This is a genomic window from Streptomyces sp. NPDC051211, assembly GCF_040689505.1.
Lineage (GTDB): Bacteria > Actinomycetota > Actinomycetes > Streptomycetales > Streptomycetaceae > Streptomyces.
The window spans coordinates 60,857-80,109 of sequence record NZ_JBFBAV010000034.1 but is presented as its reverse complement, the minus strand read 5'-3'; the positions used below and the strand labels follow the sequence as shown (position 1 = coordinate 80,109).

19 protein-coding genes and 1 pseudogene are annotated in these 19,253 nt (G+C 70.8%); 8 read left to right on the top strand and 12 right to left on the bottom strand.

Annotated features, from left to right (window positions below; all coding sequences use genetic code 11):
* Positions 1–550 precede the first annotated feature (550 nt).
* Positions 551–858: pseudogene (locus tag AB0447_RS27215) on the top strand (helix-turn-helix transcriptional regulator); the annotation flags it as partial.
* Positions 859–1,333: 475 nt separating this feature from the next.
* Here the strand turns inward: AB0447_RS27215 and AB0447_RS27210 are convergent.
* The 4 genes from AB0447_RS27210 to AB0447_RS27195 all read right to left on the bottom strand — a co-directional run bounded on the left by AB0447_RS27210 (position 1,334) and on the right by AB0447_RS27195 (position 5,499).
* Positions 1,334–2,131 carry a class E sortase gene (locus AB0447_RS27210; protein WP_366479432.1) on the bottom strand — a complete coding sequence of 266 codons (798 nt, stop codon included), beginning with the start codon at positions 2,129–2,131 and terminating at the stop codon, positions 1,334–1,336.
* Between the two features lie 470 nt (positions 2,132–2,601).
* The gene (locus AB0447_RS27205; RefSeq protein ID WP_366479431.1) at positions 2,602–3,060 is read right to left on the bottom strand and encodes a nuclear transport factor 2 family protein; all 459 of its coding nucleotides are present in this window, start codon (positions 3,058–3,060) and stop codon (positions 2,602–2,604) included.
* 157 nt (positions 3,061–3,217) lie between these two features.
* On the bottom strand, positions 3,218–4,789 hold the full coding sequence (locus tag AB0447_RS27200) for a phosphodiester glycosidase family protein (protein ID WP_366479430.1): 1,572 nt from the start codon (positions 4,787–4,789) through the stop codon (positions 3,218–3,220).
* A complete protein-coding gene (locus AB0447_RS27195) occupies positions 4,786–5,499 on the bottom strand; it encodes a peptidase inhibitor family I36 protein (protein ID WP_366479429.1) in 714 nt (237 codons plus the stop codon). The genes AB0447_RS27200 and AB0447_RS27195 overlap by 4 nt, the downstream gene beginning before the upstream one ends.
* Before the next feature lie 96 nt (positions 5,500–5,595).
* Between AB0447_RS27195 and AB0447_RS27190 the strand changes: the two genes are divergently transcribed.
* Positions 5,596–6,126 (top strand): HPP family protein, encoded by a 531-nt coding sequence (locus AB0447_RS27190; RefSeq protein WP_366479428.1) that lies wholly within the window; start codon positions 5,596–5,598, stop codon positions 6,124–6,126.
* Positions 6,127–6,200: 74 nt separating this feature from the next.
* Here AB0447_RS27190 and AB0447_RS27185 read toward each other — a convergent pair whose 3' ends face one another.
* Both AB0447_RS27185 and AB0447_RS27180 read right to left on the bottom strand, forming a co-directional pair.
* Positions 6,201–6,644: a DUF2267 domain-containing protein gene (locus AB0447_RS27185; RefSeq protein WP_366479427.1), complete on the bottom strand. Its 444-nt coding sequence runs from the start codon at positions 6,642–6,644 to the stop codon at positions 6,201–6,203.
* Positions 6,645–7,113: 469 nt separating this feature from the next.
* Complete coding sequence (locus AB0447_RS27180) at positions 7,114–7,548, bottom strand: Hsp20/alpha crystallin family protein (RefSeq protein ID WP_366479426.1); 435 nt, start codon at positions 7,546–7,548, stop codon at positions 7,114–7,116.
* Positions 7,549–7,677: 129 nt separating this feature from the next.
* Between AB0447_RS27180 and AB0447_RS27175 the strand changes: the two genes are divergently transcribed.
* Positions 7,678–8,346: an HSP18 transcriptional regulator gene (locus AB0447_RS27175; RefSeq protein ID WP_366479425.1), complete on the top strand. Its 669-nt coding sequence runs from the start codon at positions 7,678–7,680 to the stop codon at positions 8,344–8,346.
* 168 nt (positions 8,347–8,514) lie between these two features.
* On the opposite strand, the gene AB0447_RS27170 is transcribed toward AB0447_RS27175, so the two are convergent.
* Positions 8,515–9,147 (bottom strand): TetR/AcrR family transcriptional regulator, encoded by a 633-nt coding sequence (locus AB0447_RS27170; RefSeq protein WP_366479424.1) that lies wholly within the window; start codon positions 9,145–9,147, stop codon positions 8,515–8,517.
* An 84-nt stretch (positions 9,148–9,231) separates the two neighbouring features.
* Between AB0447_RS27170 and AB0447_RS27165 the strand changes: the two genes are divergently transcribed.
* Positions 9,232–9,642, top strand: coding sequence for a DUF4345 domain-containing protein (locus AB0447_RS27165; protein WP_366479423.1), 411 nt, complete (start codon positions 9,232–9,234; stop codon positions 9,640–9,642).
* Here the strand turns inward: AB0447_RS27165 and AB0447_RS27160 are convergent.
* Positions 9,635–10,702, bottom strand: coding sequence for an alpha/beta hydrolase (locus AB0447_RS27160; protein WP_366479422.1), 1,068 nt, complete (start codon positions 10,700–10,702; stop codon positions 9,635–9,637). The two genes, AB0447_RS27165 and AB0447_RS27160, sit on opposite strands and share 8 nt — an antisense overlap.
* 119 nt (positions 10,703–10,821) lie before the next feature.
* Between AB0447_RS27160 and AB0447_RS27155 the strand changes: the two genes are divergently transcribed.
* From AB0447_RS27155 to AB0447_RS27145, 3 genes are all read left to right on the top strand, one after another.
* Complete coding sequence (locus AB0447_RS27155) at positions 10,822–11,466, top strand: GNAT family N-acetyltransferase (protein ID WP_366479421.1); 645 nt, start codon at positions 10,822–10,824, stop codon at positions 11,464–11,466.
* On the top strand, positions 11,463–12,338 hold the full coding sequence (locus AB0447_RS27150; protein WP_366479420.1) for a PaaX family transcriptional regulator C-terminal domain-containing protein: 876 nt from the start codon (positions 11,463–11,465) through the stop codon (positions 12,336–12,338). The genes AB0447_RS27155 and AB0447_RS27150 overlap by 4 nt, the downstream gene beginning before the upstream one ends.
* 183 nt (positions 12,339–12,521) lie before the next feature.
* Positions 12,522–13,562, top strand: a complete 1,041-nt coding sequence (locus tag AB0447_RS27145; RefSeq protein WP_366479419.1) for a vWA domain-containing protein — start codon at positions 12,522–12,524, stop codon at positions 13,560–13,562.
* A gap of 175 nt (positions 13,563–13,737) precedes the next feature.
* Here AB0447_RS27145 and AB0447_RS27140 read toward each other — a convergent pair whose 3' ends face one another.
* The 4 genes from AB0447_RS27140 to AB0447_RS27125 all read right to left on the bottom strand — a co-directional run bounded on the left by AB0447_RS27140 (position 13,738) and on the right by AB0447_RS27125 (position 17,838).
* Entirely contained in the window at positions 13,738–14,481 is a 744-nt protein-coding gene (locus AB0447_RS27140; protein ID WP_366479418.1) for a DUF4232 domain-containing protein, read from the bottom strand.
* Between the two features lie 187 nt (positions 14,482–14,668).
* Positions 14,669–15,124 carry a hypothetical protein gene (locus AB0447_RS27135; RefSeq protein WP_366479417.1) on the bottom strand — a complete coding sequence of 152 codons (456 nt, stop codon included), beginning with the start codon at positions 15,122–15,124 and terminating at the stop codon, positions 14,669–14,671.
* Positions 15,125–15,280: 156 nt separating this feature from the next.
* Positions 15,281–16,600 carry an MFS transporter gene (locus AB0447_RS27130; protein WP_366479415.1) on the bottom strand — a complete coding sequence of 440 codons (1,320 nt, stop codon included), beginning with the start codon at positions 16,598–16,600 and terminating at the stop codon, positions 15,281–15,283.
* Entirely contained in the window at positions 16,600–17,838 is a 1,239-nt protein-coding gene (locus AB0447_RS27125; protein ID WP_366479414.1) for an aminotransferase class V-fold PLP-dependent enzyme, read from the bottom strand. Before AB0447_RS27125 ends, AB0447_RS27130 begins: the two co-directional genes overlap by 1 nt.
* Here AB0447_RS27125 and AB0447_RS27120 point away from each other — a divergent pair.
* Positions 17,837–19,252 carry a PLP-dependent aminotransferase family protein gene (locus AB0447_RS27120; protein WP_366479413.1) on the top strand — a complete coding sequence of 472 codons (1,416 nt, stop codon included), beginning with the start codon at positions 17,837–17,839 and terminating at the stop codon, positions 19,250–19,252. The two genes, AB0447_RS27125 and AB0447_RS27120, sit on opposite strands and share 2 nt — an antisense overlap.
* The last annotated feature ends 1 nt before the right edge of the window (position 19,253 follow it).

Genomic DNA, 19,253 nt, shown 5'->3' with positions numbered 1-19,253 from the left:
AGCCTTCCGTAGGGAACAGGGTGGTCGCGGCATGCCGAAGACATGCGTGAGCCACTCACGCGGTGGAGAGGGGTTCGTCCGGCGGGGGGCGGGGGGCCCCGGCCGCCTCGGCGACAACACCAGTTAGCCAGGCCGCCGAGGGCCTGGCAATGCCCCCCTCTTACTAACCGGGGTCGCAGGCGGGGTGACAGGTCCGGCCCTGGCCGCCACCGGGCGGGTTCGGGGCCTACTATCCCGGGGCGAATGTGACCTAGGTCCTGTGGGGCGCCTCACCGCTCAGGGCCCCTCAGGGGCCCTTTTTGTCGCTCTCTGTCGCCACTTGTACCCCTTTTTGGGGTGTGGCCTGGGCCACTTCGGGCCCTGAATCGAAGGTGCCGGACGCGTCGAACGAAGCTTTCCGAGTCGCCCGGCGGAGCCAGGACCAGCCCGGCCCCGCCGTGCCACCTCACTGAGGCCGGCGCCGCGTCCGCAGCCATAGCCAAGGAAGGCACCGCCGCGGACCGGCACCGCACCGCACCGCCCAGACCGCGCCGAGGGTGTTCTCGGTACGGCATCGTCGTCGACCCGGCGGCTGCTGGACCGTTTCGCCCCGATGCTGCCGACGACGACGGCCGAACCGCAGCACGAGGAGCTGGAGCGGCTGACGGCCGCGAGCGCGAGGTCATGCTGCTGGTGGCGCAGCGCCTGCCGAACGGCACGATCGCCGCCTGCCTGCCCACCCGCCTGGTCCTGTCGGAGGCCACGGTCAAGACGCACGTGGGCCGGCTCCTGACCAAGCTGGGCCTGCGGGACCCCGTCCAGGTGGTCCGGGCGTACGCGACAGGGCGGGTACGAGCCGGGGGCGGTGGGAGCGTGTAACGCCTGCGGCGGGGCGGGCGGACTCCCCCGCCCCGCGGCGTCGGTGCGCCCAGAAGCGCTGGACGAATTCACAGCCGCCGAGGACCGTGTCGAGGGTGGCCCTGTCGGCCAGCACGATGTCGAAGCCAGGGCCAGACGCGACCGTGTCGAACCGGCCGTTGCGGCTGATGCGAGCGCGGGGTTGGCGGCCGCGGGGCCGCAAAGGCCATCGTCAGCGTCAGCGCGGCCACGGCGGGGGCGGCGACACGGAAGGCGGTGCGGAGACTGTGAGCGAGATGGGGCGCACGCGCCGGGGCTGCCCATCGCGCTGCCCGGCCGAGGTCACCGAGGGCGCCACCCCCGTCACTACGACCCAGCGTGCTCCGGCCGGGTGGCACTCCGCAGCGTCGCTGAGACCGTTCAGGTCGCCATCTGCCACTGCTCGAACCGGCCCGATCGACACGACCGGCTTAACGGCTTACCGCACGAGGTGTCTTCAGGATCCGTTCGGTGTTGCGTCGGCCGTGGGCTGCGAGGAGACCAGGACGCCGACCTTGTCTATGCGGTGCTCGGGGTTGCCGCGGTCGTCGCGCCAAAAGTTGCCGGCGGCGTTGTCCTCGGGCGTGGCGCAGGTGGAGACCGTGATCATCGCCTGGGTGGGCTTCTTCCCCGGCTCGCCCGGGACCGCGGCCCGCTGCTCGGCCAGGGAGCGCTCCGACCGGAAGGAGGTCTTCCTGGTCTCGGTGATCCGGTACTCGTGCACCATGCCGCCTGCCGTGACGAAGACGGGGTCGCCGGTGTTCAGGGCGGGAAGGTCGCGCAGCGGCCCACCCGCGGAGATCCGGTGCGCCGTGACCAGGTAATTGCCGATCTCTCCGGGGCCGACACCACCCTCGTCGCCGTACGGGCTGGCTGCGACGCCCTTGTTCTGGATCCGTGTGCCGGCCCAGTCGTCGGAGGTGCCCTCGTACGGGACGACGCGCAGGTCGTTCACGCCGATCCCGGGGATGGCGAGCAAGGCGGGCCGGTTACGCGCGTCGCTCGTCAAGGGCGGATGCTCGGGCAACGGCGAGACGACTATGGAGGGGGTGGGGGTCAGAGCCGTTGAAACGCCCGATGGCGGGGCGGCCGGGGGCGTGGCTCTCGGGGTGATCGCTGTCTTCGCGGAGGAGGCCGCGGAGGCGGCCGCAGGCTTGCCGTCGCCGCTCGCCGCACCGGCCCCGGTAGAGCAGCCGACCAGCGCGACCAAGACGGTGGCGGCAAGCGCGGCGGGGACGGTTCGGTGATTCAGCATGGCATTCCAGATCGATGGCCGGGCGGTGGCACCCCGACCTGAGGTCGGCACCTGTCGGGCGAAACGACGGTAGCCGACCGAACATTTCCACAAAAGGGCTGCAGGCCGGCGACCTGACCACATTTACGAACTCCCGGGGCAAGGGAGAAGACGTCGGACCTCATTGCGATCTTTCGGTGCGCATGGGGCGCCTACCGTTTTGGCCATGCCAGAAGTGAATGCGGAATGTCGGTCCCTCCGGTATCGAGATCGCCTACGAAGGGTTCGGTAGACCCGAGGCACCGCCGGCCCTGCTGATCACGAGCGCCGATGCATAGATGATCCCCGGCAACTGACACGGCCAGCGGCTTCCCGAGGCAGAAGCCAAGACCGGGCCTGAGCCGACACCCCAACGGACTTCGACCGGATGGCGACGCGGGTCCCCCCACGCAGGCTCCCTTCGGGGCCCGCCGCCCGCGCGCCCTCGCGCCTCACGGGGTGCAGGCTTCGGCGATCGACAGGCTGTTCTCGTAGAGGTGGTGCCGGGTGATCCGGCCGTCCTCGACGGTGAGGTGCAGAGCGAACGGGCCCTCGAAGGACTTCCCCGTCGCGCGTACGGTCCCCGACACGTGCCCCATCAGGACGGCGTCGGTGCCGTCGACGAGAAAGGTATCGACGGAGGCACGCGCGTCCTCGGGCACGGTGTGCTCCATCAGCTCCGTGAACTGGGCCGCGCATTCGGCGGCGGTGGACCGTGGGCGGATCCACGGGACGGCGGGGTTCTCGGCGAGCAGCCAGTCGACCTCGTCGGCGAAGAGCGCGACCAGCCGCCCGGTGTCCCCGGCCAACCGGGCGGCAAGGAACTCCTGCACGACGGCCCGGGTGGCTTCGGTGACGGACCTCGCGGTGGTGGGTGAACTCGCCGTAGTGGTATTGGACTTGGCGGACATGGCGCTCTCCTCGCGGCTGTGGTCGGGTCCCGGCGGGGATTCTTCCCGTCGATGTGTTCGATCCTGCCGGGGAAGGGGAGAACGGTCGATTACCCCGGGGGTAAAGGCCCCGGGGCATCGGAGAGCACGTCTGCTACTTCCTTGCGCGGCCGCAGCGCTACGGCAGGGTGCCGCCGGGCATGCCGTAGCCGCCGCGGGTGAGGTAGACCGCGTCGGCCACGGGGCGTTCGACGCGCCGATAGGTGCCGTCCGGCTGCTTGGCGATGTCCGTCATGCCCGTCTGCCGCTTGTCCTCGGTGTACAGGGTGGTCGAGCCGCCGCCGTCGAGGTTGATCGCGTCGATCACGCCGAGCTCGGGCAGCTTGAGGATGTCGGCGAACTCGTGCATGAACGCGCCGTCGACGCCGGCAGGGTCCGAGGTGCCGGTCGGGTGCACGGTCCCGCCCTGGGCATTGAGCACGTCGCGCCGCCCGGTGATGGTCGCCATCACCGTACGGCCCTTGGCGTCGACGCCGAGGGCCGTACGCGAGTCCCTGCAGTGGTCGCCGACCTCCGGATCGGCGCCCTCCGGCCGCGTCACCCGGGTACCGGTCTTGTCGAAGAGACGCGAGCACGTGTTGCTGTGGGTGGCCGTCACGCCGTCGTCCAGCAGCCGGTGCGCCAGGCCGGAGACGATGTCCACGGACTCGTCGAGCGCGATGTGGTGGTCGGGGAACTCGAGGTCCGCGACCTCCTGCTTGAGCTTGAGGGTGCGGCCGGTGGTCAGGTTGGCCTGCAGCCACTGCTTGGCGTCGGCGCCCACCCCCTGCAGCACGAACCCGCCGGTCGCAACGTTCTTCCCGCCCCGGCCCGCGACCCACTGGCCACTGCCGTCCCTGAGCACCGTGAACACGCCCGCCTTGTCGACCGTCACCTCGTACCCGGCGTCGTCGTCCGTGGTGACCTCGGCGTGGGTGTCACGGTTCTTCGAGGGCGTAGCGAGGTTGTACGAGTCGTTGAACGCGACGATCTCGTCCCCGTCGACGAAGACGGTCGTCTTGTCGTTGGGGTCGCTCGGGTCGTAGGCGATGTCCTTCCGTACGTCGTCCGTCCCGCGCACGCAGCCGACCCCGCGGCCGGGATCGCGGTTGACGTCGTCGAGCAGCCGCTCGGTGACGACGGCGCCGGATGCGTCGAGGACCTGGAGCGTGACCGTCGCCCGGAGCTTGGAGATGTACGGCAGTCCGTGCTGGAGCACGACCGCCTGGTTGCCGTTGAGGCAGCCCGTGCCGTTGACCTGGCCGTCGCGGACCGCGGTTCCTCCGAACACGATGCTGTCGCCGTGCGGGGGCTCCGACTTGAAGAAGCTGCCGTTGATCCCGGCGAGGGGCCGCTCCGGCTTGACCGCGGCCAGCTGGCCGCCGACGGTCTCCGCCGTGGCGGCGGCACCGCCCACGGTGCTTTCGAGGCGGGTCGCGCCAAGGGCCGGGTCGGCGACGACGACGTTCAGCTCGCGCTTGGCAATGCGCCCTTCGGTCGTGGCCCGCTCCGTGTAGCGCACGTACGTCACTCCGGCGGCCAGGGTGTACCGGCCGCTCTCCTCCCAGCCGTCGAGCAGCGACGGTTCCTGCGGCGCGGCGCTGGTCGCGCCGGGCGAGGCAACCAGCAGGGCCGCGCTCAGGGCGAGGGCCGCAGCGGCGGGGCCGCGGCGGCGGGTGCGGGGAAGGCGCGCGGGGGTGTCGGTCCTCATGAGCAGTCCGCCTTGTCGGTGAGCTTGTGGGAGCGGAAGGACTTGGCGAAGGGCGCGGGGAGCGTGGTGCTGTCGCCGGGCATCACCTTGTACGCGCCGTAGGAGGTGCCGTTGGCATCCCTCCAGCCCCCGCGATGGCCGGCTGCGGAGTAGAAGCAGGCGTAGAGGGAGGTGTTGTTGACGACGGAGCGGACCCGGTCGTGCCAGACGGGCGCGTAGCCGCTGTGGGAGGACGCGGTCGCGTACATGCCGCCTCGGGCCCGCTCCTCGGCAAAGATGCAGAGCTTGTCCTGCTCACAGCGCTCGAAGCCGGTGAAGCAGTGCCCCTTGGAGGGGGTCAGCTTGTACGAGCTGACGCGCCCCTGCAGCTCGCCGGGGAGGTCGGGGAGGTTGGCCTCGGTGTTCGGCGCGACCGCCTCGAGGGCACCGCCGTAGTAGGCGTCCGCGTACAGGCACAGCCAGGACGGGGTGTTGTTGTGGACGGAGCGGGCCGTCGAGTTCCCCTTGTTGCTGGACTGGGGGATGGAGAGGAGGGACCGGGTGGTGGGCTTCTCGAGTGTGCCCTGGCCGCCGTCCTGGTCGTAGAGGCAGAGGGTGCCCGTGTCGCAGTTCTCGTACGCGGCTGCGGTCGTCGGTACGACGAACAGCATGGAGCAGAGCAGCGCCAGGGCTCCCAGGAGGAGGGAGCCTCTCAGTATGGTGATCTTCACGGCAGGCAAGTCTGGCAGACGCCTCGCCCCCTCCGGAACAGGCGTTCGATCGCGGGGGCCTGGGTGGCCGCGACCGGCTCGGCAGGGACGGAAACCTTGCCTGGCTTACCGCCGGGATTCCGCGCCCGGCTGCTGCGCCCCCTCGCCGGCCGGGCGCCCGCGCCTCCGGCCCCGGCGGCCGCCCTGCACGATGTCAGCGCCGTGACGGCCGTACTCCTGGCCCTCGTCGGCATCGGCGCGCTCATTCACGAACCGGTGCTGATACCGCCCCTCGCGGCCAGTGCCGCTCTCGTGCACAGCGTCCCCGCGCTGCCGCTGGCCCAGCCCCGCAGTCTCGTCGCCGGACACCTGCTCTGTGCCTCCGTCGGCTACGCGGCCCTTCATGCGCTCGGCAGCTCGCCCTGGGTGGCCACCCTCGCCGCGGGCGTTTCGCTGGCTGTCATCACGCTGGCACGCACCCCGCACTCGCCCGCCGTCGCCACCACGGTGGTCGTCGTGCTCCGCTCCCCCGCCCCGCTGCACTTCCTGCCCCTGCTCGTCGGCTCGACCTGCCTGCTGGTGCTCGCCGGCTGGGCCGCCTCACGAGCACGCCGCACCTCCCCTCGGTACCCGGTCTACTGGTGGTGATCCACAGCCACGCGGGCCCGCGCTCGCGGCACCGCCGTCGGAGCTCTCACCCGACTGGGTCCCGCTGGGCGGGATCAGGCGGCGGGCTGGGGCTGGCGCAGTTCTGCGCGCCCGAAGAGGAGGGCGTAGCCGGCGGGGAGCTGGTGGAGGATCCGTGCGAGCAGGTCGGGCCCGGCGAGGCGTGAGACGGCGGCGAGTACGGCGCCGGTTTCCCAGCGGGCGGTCGCCGGGGTGGCGCCGGTGCGGGCGGCCAGGTCCTTGACGAAGCCCCAGCCGGTGAGCTGTTCGGTGTCGGGGATCTGGGCGGTCAGGACGAGGGCGGCCTCGTGGGGCAGGCAGCGTGCGAGCTCCACGCGTTCGTCTCCGGTGACCTGTCGGCCGAGCGCGGCGAGGACGTTGCGGACGGCCTGTTCGGCGCGCTCGCGAGTGGGGTAGGCGCCCTCGTAGCGCACGCGTTCCAGCATCTGGTCGAACGTCATGGCAAGCAGGGCCGGGTTCGGTCGCGGCTGCTCGTACATGGTGCTGCGGTTGCCTTTCTCTCTGAGGTTCGATTCTTGTCCGGCCGGCGGCGGTCGGGTGGGTTCGAGGGGGCCGAAGGGGAGGCGGAGGCCGTAGCCGGGCGGGAGCTGGAGCAGGACTCACGGGTGGGAATGTCTCCGCGGGTGTGGATCTCTGCTGCGGCGGCCACGGCGCTGAGGACCGCGCCGATGCCCCCGGGCATACGGACCCGCGCCTCCGGGAGAGGGAGCGGCGAGCTCGGCTCGCACGGTGTCGGCCAGGTGCGCAGCCCGCAGGGCCGGAACGACGCGGGCTGCCCCGTTCGGTTTCGCCCGCGTCCGGTACTCGCCGCGTTCGCGGACATGGTGCCGGGAACGCCTTCCGGCGCATCGGCATCACGTCACCCGGGGTGAGGGGCCACAGTGGCGCGGAGGACGGGGTGCCGGAGGGGGATCGGTTCCCCGTCCTCCGCCGCTGGTGCCGGACTGTTCAGCCGGAGATCTGCTTGCGGCCGGACTCGCCGCCGATGGCGATCTTGCGGGGCTTGGCGCGCTCGGCGATCGGGATCCGCAGGGTCAGGACACCCGCGTCGTAGTCGGCTTCGATGTGCTCGGTGTCGAGGGTGTCGGCCAGCATGAGCTGGCGGGAGAAGACACCCAGGGGCCGCTCGGAGAGCTCCATCTGCACGGTGTCGCCCTTGGTGGCGGGGCGGCGCTCCGCCTTGACCGTCAGCATGTTCCGCTCGACGTCGATTTCGATCGCCTCGGTGCTCACTCCGGGGAGGTCGAAGGCGATCACGTACTCCTCGCCCTCGCGGTAGGCGTCCATCGGCATCACGGACGGCTTCGACCAGGTCCCGGTCGTACCCGACAGCTGCTGGAACATCCGGTCCATCTCGCGGAACGGGTCGGTGCGCATCAACATTGGGAAACACCTCCAGTTGGTTCAGGCAGGATCTGCCAATGCGCTTCAACGTGCTTCCGTTGTAACATGTCATCGGAACGATGACAAGCAAGAGGTCATCCAAGGGATGACATGGGGGCGAGAAGTGCCATGAACGAAGCTGATCCAGCGACCGCGCGGGTCTCCTTCCTTGCCGCCGCCGCGGCACTGGAGACCATCGACCAAGCCGTAAGAGAGGCGCAACAGCCGCCCGCAGGTTCGACGGCGCCCACGGTGCGGCCCGCGCCGGACCCGGGCCCGCATCCGGCTCTGTCCGCACTGCTGATGCTGCGCGAGGTCCGCGAGCAGCTCGCCGGCTGGGAGAGCATCCTGATCGAAACCGCCCGCGGCCGGGGCGCGAGCTGGGCCGACCTCGCCGGCCCCCTCGGGGTCGCCAGCCGTCAGGCCGCCGAACGCCGCTACCTGCGGCTGCGCCCCGGCACTGCCGGGAGCACCGGCGAGCAGCGCGTCCAGGCGACCCGCGACTCACGCGCCGCCGACCGCACCGTAACCGCCTGGGCGCGCGACAACGCGGCCGACCTGCGCCGGCTGGCCGGCCAGGTCACCGCGCTCACCGGCCTCCCCGACAGCGCCCAAGGTGCCGTCGACGATCTGAACGTGGCTCTCGCAGACAATGACGCGGCCCGCCTCGTCCGGCCGCTGACCGACACCCGGCCTCATCTGCGGCCCGAGGACGCCGAGCTCGCCGAACGCATCGACGCCTTGACCCGACACGCCGACCGGCTCCGCCAGGACACCCACGACCAGCGCAGCATGTGATCCGTAACCGGTTGGCAGTGCCGGACGGTCGGCGCGATCGCCGCCTCAGCAGCGGTACTCGCCGTCCTGTTACACCTACTCGAGAGCAGCGGAAACCGACCGGCAGACGGGCGAGGTCGGACCGGCCGAGCACGTCCCGTACTACTACGTACTACTGGCTACTACGTACTACTGGTCCCCTGCCGCGGCGGCGGGCGGCCAGTCGGGGGCGGGGTCCGTGGGGAGCAACGGCCGCAGGGCCCCCACCGCGGCGCCGATGCAGGTGTCGCGCAGCTCCCTGCGGCTGCAGGTCTCGTACGTGAGCCAGTCCACGCACAGCACCTGGACGAACACCAGCCACGCCTTCAGCGCCGCGGAGACGGCGTCGCGCATCCGCTCGTCGGCGAGCGGGAGCACGCCGAGCAGGCGTGAGCGCAGGGCATCGAGTTCGTCCGCCATGATCGTCTGGACGACCGGGTCCCCTGCCAGCACCCGGTTCGCTGCCAGTACGGCGTGGCGGTTCGCGATGAAGTAGTCGAGGTGGGCGTCCAGGCCCTGGGCGAGCTGTTCGACCAGCGTGGCCTCGGGATCGAACCGGGTCGCCGCGAGCAGCCGGTCGGCCGCCTGCTGGTAGACCGCCGCGAAGAGGGCGTGCTTGTTCGGAAAGTGCCGGTAGAGCAGGGCGCGGGACACCCCGGCCTGCTGGGCGACGTCCTCCATCAGCACGTCGTCGTACGGGGCGGCTGCGAAGAGCCCGGCGCCGACGGCGAGCAGCTGGGCGCGGCGGTCGGCGGGCGTCAGACGTCGGCGAGGGGGCGGCACACGCGCAGATTACTTGACATGTGTCTACCAGGAGCGCCTACCCTGATCCTTAGTAGACACATGTCAACTAGCGGGGGTGGGGTCGTGGACAAGGCACTCAGGGCATTCGCGTGGGTGATGGGGCTCGCCTGTGTGGCCATCGGGCTGTTCCATGTGGTTGCCGGCAACGCCGCGGTTCCCGGCGAGGCCGACGCGGGCCCGACCCTCGACAGCCTGGGCCGGTTCCTCGGTGCGGTCTTCGCCGGGTACGGGTCGGTCTGGCTGTGGGCGGCCCGGCAGGAGCCCGTCCCGGCGCGCGTGGTGCGGTGGCTCGCCGCGGTGTTCCTGCTCGGCGGGGTCGGACGCCTGCTGTCCCTGGCCGTGCACGGCTGGCCGCACCCGTTCCAGGTCGTGCTGACCGTGATCGAGCTGGTATTCCCGCCGATCTGGTTCTGGCTGGCGGACGCCGACGAGCGCGCGTTCCGTGAACGGACCCGCGCGCACGCGGTCAGCTAGCCCCGCAACCCCTTCGGCAGACTTGATCCGTCAGGAACCGGCGTTGGCCGTCCAGGAATCCGTCCGCGAAGAGGGAGCGGGGGGAGAAGAGCGCGGTGAGCGTGATCTTGAGGTCCGACTGCCCGATGGTCTGTTTGAGCAGTGAGTGGTTCGCGTCCGGGTAGTGCTTGACGGTCAATGCGCCGCCTGCGTCCAGCACCTGGCGGTAGATGCGCTCCGTGTCGGCGGTGTCCACGTTGATGTCATGGCCGGCGAGGACCAGCAGTACAGGGATGCCGCGCAGGGCGCGGAGGTCTTGCGTGGCGTCCGAGGTGTGGTTCTTGGAGATGAACCCCCAGCGATCGGCGGTCATGCCGTCCGCGTCGCCGCCCATCGCCGTGACGTACTCCTCGAAGGTGGCGTGACGTTTCAGCAGCCGGCGGGTCGTCTCGCTCTTGGCGACCTCGGCCCTGATGCGGGCTTCCGGTGCGCCGTCGGCGTGCAGCTGGGCGAGGAGGTTGTAGCGGCCCTGCTGGAGCCAGTTGATCGCGGGCGAGACGGCGATGACGAAGTTCACGGGCGTCTTGGCGGCGACCTTCGGCAGGACCCATCCCGCCTGGCTGGCGCCCCAGAGCCCGATCCGGTCGCCGTCGATGTCCGGGCGGGCGCGCGCCCAGGCGATGGCGGCGGCTGTCTCGTCGGCCCGGTCGTCCATGGACTGGTCGAGCCAGTCGCCGGGTGCGCCCGCGATGCCGGGCTTGTCCCAGGACAGGGAGGCGTACCCGGCCTTGGCGTTCGCTTCCCACAGGGGCTTGTAGCCGTCGTCGTGGGTGGCGTCGATGGGGCCGTCGCCGTGGACGTACACGATCAGACCGTGGCGCTCGCGGCCGTCCTTCGGGGTGGCCAGTACGCCGTTGAGGGTGTGGCCGCCGTGGCGGATCGAGACCCGCTGCTCGTTCAGCTCGTAGGAGTTCTGCCACAGCACCACACCGACGAGACCGGCGGCCATGACCAGGACCGCGGCGAGTGACCACACGGTGATACGGAGCCCGCGCCGGCCGGGCTGGACCTTGGGACACATGAGAGTTGACCGCCTCTGTTCGGGTGCACGTAAGATTGAAACTATCATTTCGAGAACGGTCGTCGCGGTGATGATAGATTTGGGCTGAGGATGCGGATCCGACGAGAGAGGGGCACGACATGGGACTGGACGTGACAGGTACCGGCACTGGCCCGGTGATGGTCCGGCGGGGCGTTCCGGCCGGAGCCGAGCGGCGGGCGGCGGAGCTGTACTGGGGCGCTTTCGGCCGGAAACTCGGCCCCGCCCTGAATCCGCCGGACAAGGGGGTGTCTTTCCTCGCCGCCCACCTGAACGCCGACCGCGCGGTGTGCGCGCTCCTCGACGGACAGCTCGTCGGCCTCGCCGGTTACCAGCTCGACGGCCGGGCACTCACCGGGGGATCGGCCTCCGCCGTGCTGAGCGCGTACGGACGCCTGCGAGGGCTGCACCGGATCCTGCTCCTCGCCCTGTTCGAACGCCGCCCGGCCCCCGGGCAGCTCGTCATGGACGGCATCGCCGTGGACCCGGGCCTCCGCGGCCGCGGCGTCGGGAGCCTGCTCATCGAGGAAGTGGCCGCCGTCGCGGCGGAGCAGGCCTGCCGGGAGATCAGATTGGATGTGATCGACACCAACCCGCGGGCCAGGGCCCTGTACGAGCGGCGCGGCTTCACGGCCGTGCGGACCGAGCCCACGCCCTACCTGCGCCGGCTGCTGGGGTTCGGGGCGGTGACCACCATGCACCGCCGTGTCGAGGCGAACGGGCCGAGAGGAATGTGCACACCATGACCGATCACGTCGAGATCCCCACCCGCATGCTCGTCCACGCGCTGATCCGCGAGGACGGCACCGTCTGCGCGGAGGAGCTGTACAGCGTCGCCAACACCCTGGGCATGAGCGACCAGCAGGTGCGGCTGTGCATCAAACGCCTCGTGGCCGACGGCCGGTTCACCCATCAGGGCCGGGGCCGCAAGGCGCAGCTGCATGCGACGGCGGAAACCACGCGTGCCCTCGCCCCCAACGCGGAGTTCCTCCGGCACGCATTCCAGCAGGACGCGGGGCTCGCGCCCTGGGACGGCGTCTGGCACGTGGCCGCCTTCGCGGTGCCCGAATCGGCGCGCACGGCCCGGGACGCCCTGCGCGAGACGCTCGTCCACCTCGGCGGCGCCCCGCTGCAGGGCGGACTGTACGTCTGCGCCAACGCCTGGGAACCGTACGTCGAAGAAGCGGCCCAACGCCTCGGCGCCCACGGCGCGCTCACCCTCCTCACCACGACGGACCTGCGCAGGGGCGACAGCCGAGAGCCTGCCGGACTGGCCCGTGAACTGTGGCCCTTGCAGGAGATCGCCGACCGCTACCACCGCCTCGGCCGCATCGCCCGGCCCCGCCTCGCCCGGCTCACCGGCCCTGCCGGCCTCTCCCCGTCCGCACTCCTCACCATCGCGGTCGAGCTGGCCGCCGAACTCACCCGCGCCATGGAGCCCGACCCGCTGCTGCCGCCCCAGCTCCTGCCCCGGCCCTGGCCCGGCGCCGAGGCGCGGGAGCTCGTCGCCCGGTGTTGGGCGGCCCTGCACGAACGAGACGGCGGCGAAGCCCGCCCGGCCCTCTTCCGCCTCTACGCCGACATCACCCGGGAAGCAGCAGAGCGGGCCACACGCTGAGGACGCAGCAGCGATCGAGCATCAAGTGACGGCGGTGGCGTGCCAGATGGCCGATCGCGCGGCGGACCATCGCCCGGGGCCATGGCCACCCTGGTCGTGTCTGCATCCGGTGCGGAGGCCACGGTCGATTGTCAGTGGTGGGTGGGAGGATCGGAGCATCAAGTCGGAAAAGGGGGAGCGGTCATGTCCGGAAACCAGAACTACATCAATCACGTTGCTCTTGTGCTGGATGCCAGTTCGTCCATGTCACACCTGAGCCGCAAGGTCATCGAGGTCGCCGACCAGCAGATTGCATATCTGGCCCGCCGGTCGAAGGAACTGGACCAGGAAACCCGTGTCACGGTGTACGTCTTCGCAGACAAGGTGGAGTGCGTCATCTACGACAAGGACGTGCTGCGAATGCCGTCCCTGAAGCAGCTGTACCGGGTCGGGGGAATGACGGCTCTGCTGGCGGCCACGCTGAAATCGCAGCGGGAGCTGGCGCAGACGGCCCAACTCTACGGCGACCACAGCTTCCTGACGTTCGTACTGACCGACGGACAGGAGAACGCGAGTCATCGCTGCCCGGATGCCCCTGCCAGGCACCCGCGTGAACTGGTGCAGGCCGTGGCCAGGATGATCGAGACGCAGGAGGACAACTGGACGCTGGCCGTCCTTGTGCCGGATCAGACGGGCAAGCGCGAGGCCATGCAGTGCGGTTTCCCGAAGGACAACATAGCCATCTGGAACGCCGCGAGCACACAGGGTCTGGAGGAGGCCGGAGAGGTCATCCGGCAGGCCACCGAGAAATTCATGGCAGGCCGCGCGCAGGGCATCCGGGGATCGCGGGCGGTGTTCTCCACGGGTGCAGAGGCGGTCAACAAGGAAACCATCGAGGCAGCCGGTCTCACCCCGGCGGATCCGTCCGAGTACCAGCTGATTCCCGTGGCTCGCGAAGCGGCGATCCGGGACTGGGTCATCGAATGCGGGCACACTTTCCGTTCGGGTAGTACGTTCTATCAGCTGAGTAAGTCGGAAAAGATCCAGGCTCGAAAGCAGATTGCGGTACTGGAGAAGAAGACGGACCGGGTGTACACGGGGCCGGAGGCCCGCGCCCTGCTCGGCCTGCCGGACACGGAAGTACGCGTCAAGCCCGACCACAACGACGACTTCACGATCTTCGTGCAGAGCACCAGCGTGAACCGCAAGCTGGTACCGCACACACGGCTCCTGCTCATGGTCTGAGCCCTTGAAAGCCCGGGAATCGGCGTTCTCGCGTGAGCCAGGCCCGGTCCGCCTGCCGGCAGCAGCCGCCGCCGTCGGCGCGCTCGCGGCGGCCGCGCTCGTGCGGGCGCGGGAACGGGAGCGGGAACGGGAGCGGGCGGGCGGGCGCGTGACATCGGGACGAGCCGGCCGGCCGTCACCTGGCCTTGAACGTGTAGCTCTTGACCGCGTCCGCGTCGCGGTTCCAGAACGTGACCAAGGGCTTGGAGTCGATGTTCACGAACCTGTCGGGCAGCGCGACGGCGGCCGGCCGGCCCGTCTCGGTGTTGGCGACGCGGCTGTGGAACGCGATCTTCACCGACGTCACCGCGTCGGTCTGCTCGCCGGCGCGGAACAGGCGCAGGCCCGCGTACGCCCTCTCGCCCGGCTTGATCGTGGCCAGGGCCCGCGCCGGGGACTCCATCGGCGGAGGGGGGACGTCGGTCGCGACGCCGAAGTCCACCAGCGGGTAGTAGTAGAGCGTGCAGGGCTCGTCACCGGTGTTGACGGCGGTGAGGAACAGGTTCTGGCCGCTGTCCTGCCGCTCGAACGACCCGGTGATCGAGACGTTCGCGTCGGTACAGGCCGCCGTCGCGGCCTGCCCGCCACTGCCGGAACCACCGGAGTTCCCGGACCCGCCGGGCGAGGCAGAACCCGCCGGACCGGGAACGGTGGTGCCCCCGCCACCGGGCGCGGGCGAGGCGCCCGCACTCGGGGAGCCGGAAAGGGCCGAGCCCCCGCCTCCGGGCGCGGCGGAGCCCGTCGCGCCCGGGCCGGCGGAGGAGCCGGTGCCCTCGCCGCGGTCGCTGTCGTTCGACGAGCAGGCCGTGGCCGAGAAGAGCGCGGCGAGGGCCGCGGCCCCGAGAACACAAGTGCTGAGGCTTCTGCGGGCAGTGCGCATGGTCGTCCCCCGTGTGTCTTCACGTGCTTCGATGATGTGGTCGATCCACGGGCTCTGTACCCGGTCCACCGCCCCGGTGCCCCTGGCGTGCGAGGCCGTTACGAACCCAGCACATTGGGAAGTCCTGCGGACCCCGGCACACCGGGGGCTTCCTGCCGTCACTTCACCTCAGCGCGTGCGTCAACCCTCAGCAGGTGACGGTGACCTCGTGGACCACCGGGTTGGCCGTCCAGGGGAACGAGGACACGCCGAAGGTGCCGCGGACGGTCGAGCCGCATGGGGCAGTGCCGACCAGACCGCGTACTTCGAGGTTCGAAGAGGCGAAGATGACCGTCTTGGTCTGCGTGTCCGGCGTGGTGCCGCCGACGACCTCTGCGGACAGCGTGGTGAACAGCTCCCTGGCGGCGGGCACCGGGCTGCCCGGAGAGGGCGGGCCGGCGAGTGCGACCGTGCCGTAGAACTCGACGGTGGTACCGGTGATTTCGGCGCACACCCGCGTGGCAAGACCTGCCTGGCGACCCGAGTACCCGCAGGAGGTGACGGTCTCGTTGGTGTCGGCCGGCAGGACGGCGGCACCGGCAGGGGCGATCGCGTAAACGGCCAGACCGGCGGCACCGGCCACAAGGAGCGCTAAGCGGTTCATCGGGGTTCTCCTCGGTCAGGATCGCCGTCCGGTGACTCCGGACGGTTCTTATGGCATGTGATATTTCACATGCCATAAGAACGCAGGGTGATCAAGAACTGAACTCCCCCGGTCCGCCCCATGACGCCATGTCATGGGGCGGGCTCCGTCCGGGTCTCAGCCTGTGGCACGCCCGGTTGCTGCCCCTGTCACGGGTTCCGGTGCGGCCGGCGGGAGGCCGTGGAGGCGGGTCACGGGGGATGCGGCGAGTCCGATCAGCACGGCTGCGGAGCCGATCGCCGCCACTGTCAGGGCGCCCTTCGGGCCGAGTTCGCCGGACAGCAGGCCGGCGAAGAGGCCGCCGAGGGCTCCGCCGCCGAACAGCAGGGTGCGGAAGACGGCCGTCATCCGTCCCATCATCGACTGGGGGGTGCTGGTCTGACGCAGGCTCACGATGATGACGTTGGCCACGCCGAGGCCGAGGTAGGTGGTGAAGAAGGAGAGGACGAACATCCCCACCATCACGGGCCGGGGGCCGACGGCCAGGACGATCAGGGCCGGGCCCAGGAGAAGCGCTGACTGGGCGACGAGGTAGACCCTCCCGAGCCGGAACCGCTGGATGACCTTCCGCGAGATCGTCGCGCCGATCAAACCGCCCACGGAGGCGGTCGCGAAGATGCTTCCGAGGGTGGTCGAGCCGAGGTGCAGGTCGCGGGTTCCGTACAGCAGGAACATCGTCCATACGGTGATCATGGAGAAGTTGCAGCAGAACCCGACCAGCGCCAGTGCCCGCAGGATCCGGTTCCGCAGGACCCAGCGCAGGCCGTCGCGCAGTTCGGGCAGCATGCGTCGCTTTGCTGCCGCCGGTCCGGGCCGGGGCTCGGGTGTGCGGATCAGCAGGAGCGAGATCACGGACACCAGGTAGGAGAAGGCGTTGGCGACCAGTGCCACCGGTGCGGTCAGGGCGCCGACCAGAACGCCGGCGAGCCCGGGGCCTGCGACGTCGGCCGCCGATGAGCTGGCTCCCATCTTGGCGGCGGCTTCGACGTAGTCCCTGGGGTCGCGCACCAGCGTGGGGACGTACGACATCCAGCTCACGTCGAAGAGCACCGACGCGATGCCGATGGCGCACGCGATCACGAGGAGGGTGACCAGGTCGAGGGCGTGCAGCCAGTAGAGGAGCGGTACGAGGGCGATCAGGACCATCCGGCTGAGGTTGGCGCCGAGCATGACCCGTCGTCGCCGGGACTTGTCGACCCACACGCCGAAGACCAGGGCGAGCCCCAGGTACGGGGCGAGCTGCAGGAACCGCAGGACGCCGACCTGCTCGTCGGTGGCATCGAAGGCGACGATGGCCGTCAGGGGGAGGGCGAGGTTCGTGACCTGGGTGCCCAGCAGGGAGAGCGTCTCGCCGAGCCAGAAGACCAGGAAGTCGCGGTTGTGCCACAGGCTGCGGCTGCTCCCCCCGGCCTGGACGCGCTGCTGCGTGGCCGTCATCACCGTTCCTGCCGGAGGAGTTCGGCGACCGCGTCGGCGACGTGGTCCACTTCCTCTTCGGTGTTGTAGTAGTGCGGCGACAGTCGCAGACACCAGTCGACGCCCTTGTCCCCGAAGTCGAACTGGGCGAACTCGCGGAGGCTGAGCGACGAGTTGATCTTGCGGGCGTCCAGGGCCTCCTTGAACGGCTGCGGCTGCCAGCCTCCTTCGACGGCGAAGGTGACGAGGGCGGCCAGCTGCGGGCCGCGGTCGAGCAGGCGCACTCCGGGGACGGTTTCGAGCCTGCCCCGCAACCTCGCCGCGAGCGCCGGGGTGCGGCGGGCGATCGCTTCCAGGCCGACGTTGCGGGCGTAGCGGGTGGCGGCGGCGCTGCCGAGCACGGTGGCGTACGGGAATTCCCACTCCTCGAAGCGGGCCGCCGTCCCGACGGGCCGGTAGCTGCCGGGCGCGGTCCAGCGGGCGCCGTGCATGTCGATGAACAGGGGCTCGTAGCCGGCGCGCAGGACGCGGTCGGAGACGTAGAGGAATCCGGAGCCGCGCGGGCCGCGGAGGAACTTCCGGCAGGTGGCGGTGAGCAGGTCGCAGCCGATCTCCTCGACGTCGAGGGGGTACTGGCCCACGGACTGGCAGGCGTCGACCAGGTAGAGCAGGTCCAGTTCACGGCAGTGCCGGCCGATCTCGGCGACCGGCGCGACCAGGCCGGAGTTGGTGGGGACGTGGGTGGCGGACACCAGGCGCGGGCGGTGGGTCCGCATCAGCTCGGCCATCGCCGGCACGTCCACCCCGCCCTCCGGGGTGTTGGGCGCGTGCACGATCCGTATGCCGAACCGCTTGCGCAAGGACAGGAAGGCGATCTGGTTGGAGACGAAGTCGTCGCGGGTGGTGAGGATCGTGTCGCCGGACTCGAACGGGATCGAGGACAGGGCGTTGGCGTACGCGTGCGTGGCGCTGCCGGCGAAGGCGATGTTGTCGGGCGTGGTGTTGATCAGCGCGGCGAGTTCCGTGTAGAACTCGCGGACTCCGTCGGCCCGGGCGGCCGATGCCTCGTAACCGCCGATCCGCGCCTCCAGGTTGAGGTGGCCGACCATCGCGGTCAGCACCGGGGCGGCCAGCAGCCCGCAGCCGGCGTTGTTGAAGTGGATGACCTGTCGGCATCCGGGGGTGTCGGCTCGCAGGGCGGGGACGTCCAGCTGAAGTGCTTCCTCGTTTGCTTCAGAAGCGCTATTGTGATCTCTCATGTCAGACAGTAGCACTTCTGTTGAGTTGGCGGCCAGACTCCGTGAGCTGCTCGCGCGGCTCTCGCCGGGCGACCGGCTGCCGAGCAGCCGGGAGCTGATCCAGCAGTACCGGGTCGGCCCGGCGACCGTGGCTCGGGCCATTGCCGTCCTGGCGGCGGAGGGCGCTGTGGTGACCCGCCCTGGCAGCGGTACGTACGTGGCGGTGCGAACCCGGTCCGAACCCGGGGTCGTGGACACCGCCTGGCAGACGGTCGCGCTCACCGACCGCACCGTCGACACACGCCTGATCGCCGAACCGCTCGGACCGGCGCCGGCCGGCACGATCACGATGGACGGTGGCTACATCCATCGCTCGCTCCAGCCCACCCGGGCACTGAGCGCCGCGCTGGCGCGGGCGGCGCGCCGCCCGGACGCCTGGGACCGTGCCACGGCGAGCGGACTTCCCGCGCTGCGCGCCGTGTTCGCCGAGATCGCCGGCGGTGGCGTGACTCCCGACGACGTGCTGGTCACCTCGGGCGGGCAGAGCGCCCTGTCGATCGCGTTCCGGGCGATCGCCGGGCCGGGCAGCCCGGTCCTGGTGGAGTCGCCCAGCTATCCGGGCGCGCTGGCCGCAGCCGGCGCCGCGGGGCTTCGCCCGGTGCCCGTACCGATCGACGGTGACGGCGTACGGCCCGACCTGCTGGCCGACGCCTTCGCGATGACCGGGGCACGGCTGCTGTACTGCCAGCCGACGTTCCACAACCCGACCGGCACGGTCCTGGCACCCGAACGACGGCAGCAGATCCTGCACGTGGCAAGGGCCTCGGGCGCCTTCGTGATCGAGGACGACTTCGCCCGGCACCTGGGGCACGGCGGTCCCGTGCCGCGGCCGCTGGTGGCGGACGACGGTGACGGCACGGTCGTCCATGTGACCTCCCTGACCAAGCCCGCGGCGCCGAGCCTGCGGATCGGGGCGCTGGTCGCCCGCGGGCCGGTGATGGAGCGCATGCGGGCGGTCCGCATGGTCGACGACTTCTTCATCACCCGCCCGCTCCAGGAAGCGGCACTGGAGCTGCTCAGTTCCCCGTCGTGGGACCGGCACGTCCGGACGCTCGGCGCCGAGCTGCGGGAGCGGTGCTCACGGCTGACTGCCGCTCTCGGCCGCGAGATGCCGACAGCGACCGTCACCAGCGTTCCCGCCGGCGGACTCCACCTCTGGCTCCGGCTGCCGCCCGGCGTGGACGACACGGCACTCACTGCCGCCGCCCGGCAGCGGGGCGTGGCGGTCAGCGCGGGCAGCCGCTACTTCGCCACCGAGCCGCCGGCGGCCCACCTCCGCCTCGGCTTCGCCGCCGGCGCCGACCACACGGAGCTGGAGGAGGGGGCACGCCGGCTGGGGGCCGTGCTTCGAGAACTCGCCCCGAAGGAGCAGTGAG

What these genes read in the sequence shown, in the direction of transcription:
- AB0447_RS27210 (WP_366479432.1), bottom strand. Translation starts at nt 2,131, where the DNA reads ATGCTGAATCACCGAACCGTCCCCGCCGCGCTTGCCGCCACCGTCTTG.
- AB0447_RS27205 (WP_366479431.1), bottom strand. Translation starts at nt 3,060, where the DNA reads ATGTCCGCCAAGTCCAATACCACTACGGCGAGTTCACCCACCACCGCG.
- AB0447_RS27200 (WP_366479430.1), bottom strand. Translation starts at nt 4,789, where the DNA reads ATGAGGACCGACACCCCCGCGCGCCTTCCCCGCACCCGCCGCCGCGGC.
- AB0447_RS27185 (WP_366479427.1), bottom strand. Translation starts at nt 6,644, where the DNA reads ATGTACGAGCAGCCGCGACCGAACCCGGCCCTGCTTGCCATGACGTTC.
- AB0447_RS27180 (WP_366479426.1), bottom strand. Translation starts at nt 7,548, where the DNA reads ATGTTGATGCGCACCGACCCGTTCCGCGAGATGGACCGGATGTTCCAG.
- AB0447_RS27175 (WP_366479425.1), top strand. Translation starts at nt 7,678, where the DNA reads ATGAACGAAGCTGATCCAGCGACCGCGCGGGTCTCCTTCCTTGCCGCC.
- AB0447_RS27160 (WP_366479422.1), bottom strand. Translation starts at nt 10,702, where the DNA reads ATGTGTCCCAAGGTCCAGCCCGGCCGGCGCGGGCTCCGTATCACCGTG.
- AB0447_RS27155 (WP_366479421.1), top strand. Translation starts at nt 10,822, where the DNA reads ATGGGACTGGACGTGACAGGTACCGGCACTGGCCCGGTGATGGTCCGG.
- AB0447_RS27150 (WP_366479420.1), top strand. Translation starts at nt 11,463, where the DNA reads ATGACCGATCACGTCGAGATCCCCACCCGCATGCTCGTCCACGCGCTG.
- AB0447_RS27145 (WP_366479419.1), top strand. Translation starts at nt 12,522, where the DNA reads ATGTCCGGAAACCAGAACTACATCAATCACGTTGCTCTTGTGCTGGAT.
- AB0447_RS27140 (WP_366479418.1), bottom strand. Translation starts at nt 14,481, where the DNA reads ATGCGCACTGCCCGCAGAAGCCTCAGCACTTGTGTTCTCGGGGCCGCG.
- AB0447_RS27135 (WP_366479417.1), bottom strand. Translation starts at nt 15,124, where the DNA reads ATGAACCGCTTAGCGCTCCTTGTGGCCGGTGCCGCCGGTCTGGCCGTT.
- AB0447_RS27130 (WP_366479415.1), bottom strand. Translation starts at nt 16,600, where the DNA reads ATGACGGCCACGCAGCAGCGCGTCCAGGCCGGGGGGAGCAGCCGCAGC.
- AB0447_RS27120 (WP_366479413.1), top strand. Translation starts at nt 17,837, where the DNA reads ATGTCAGACAGTAGCACTTCTGTTGAGTTGGCGGCCAGACTCCGTGAG.
- AB0447_RS27125 (WP_366479414.1), bottom strand. Translation starts at nt 17,838, where the DNA reads ATGAGAGATCACAATAGCGCTTCTGAAGCAAACGAGGAAGCACTTCAG.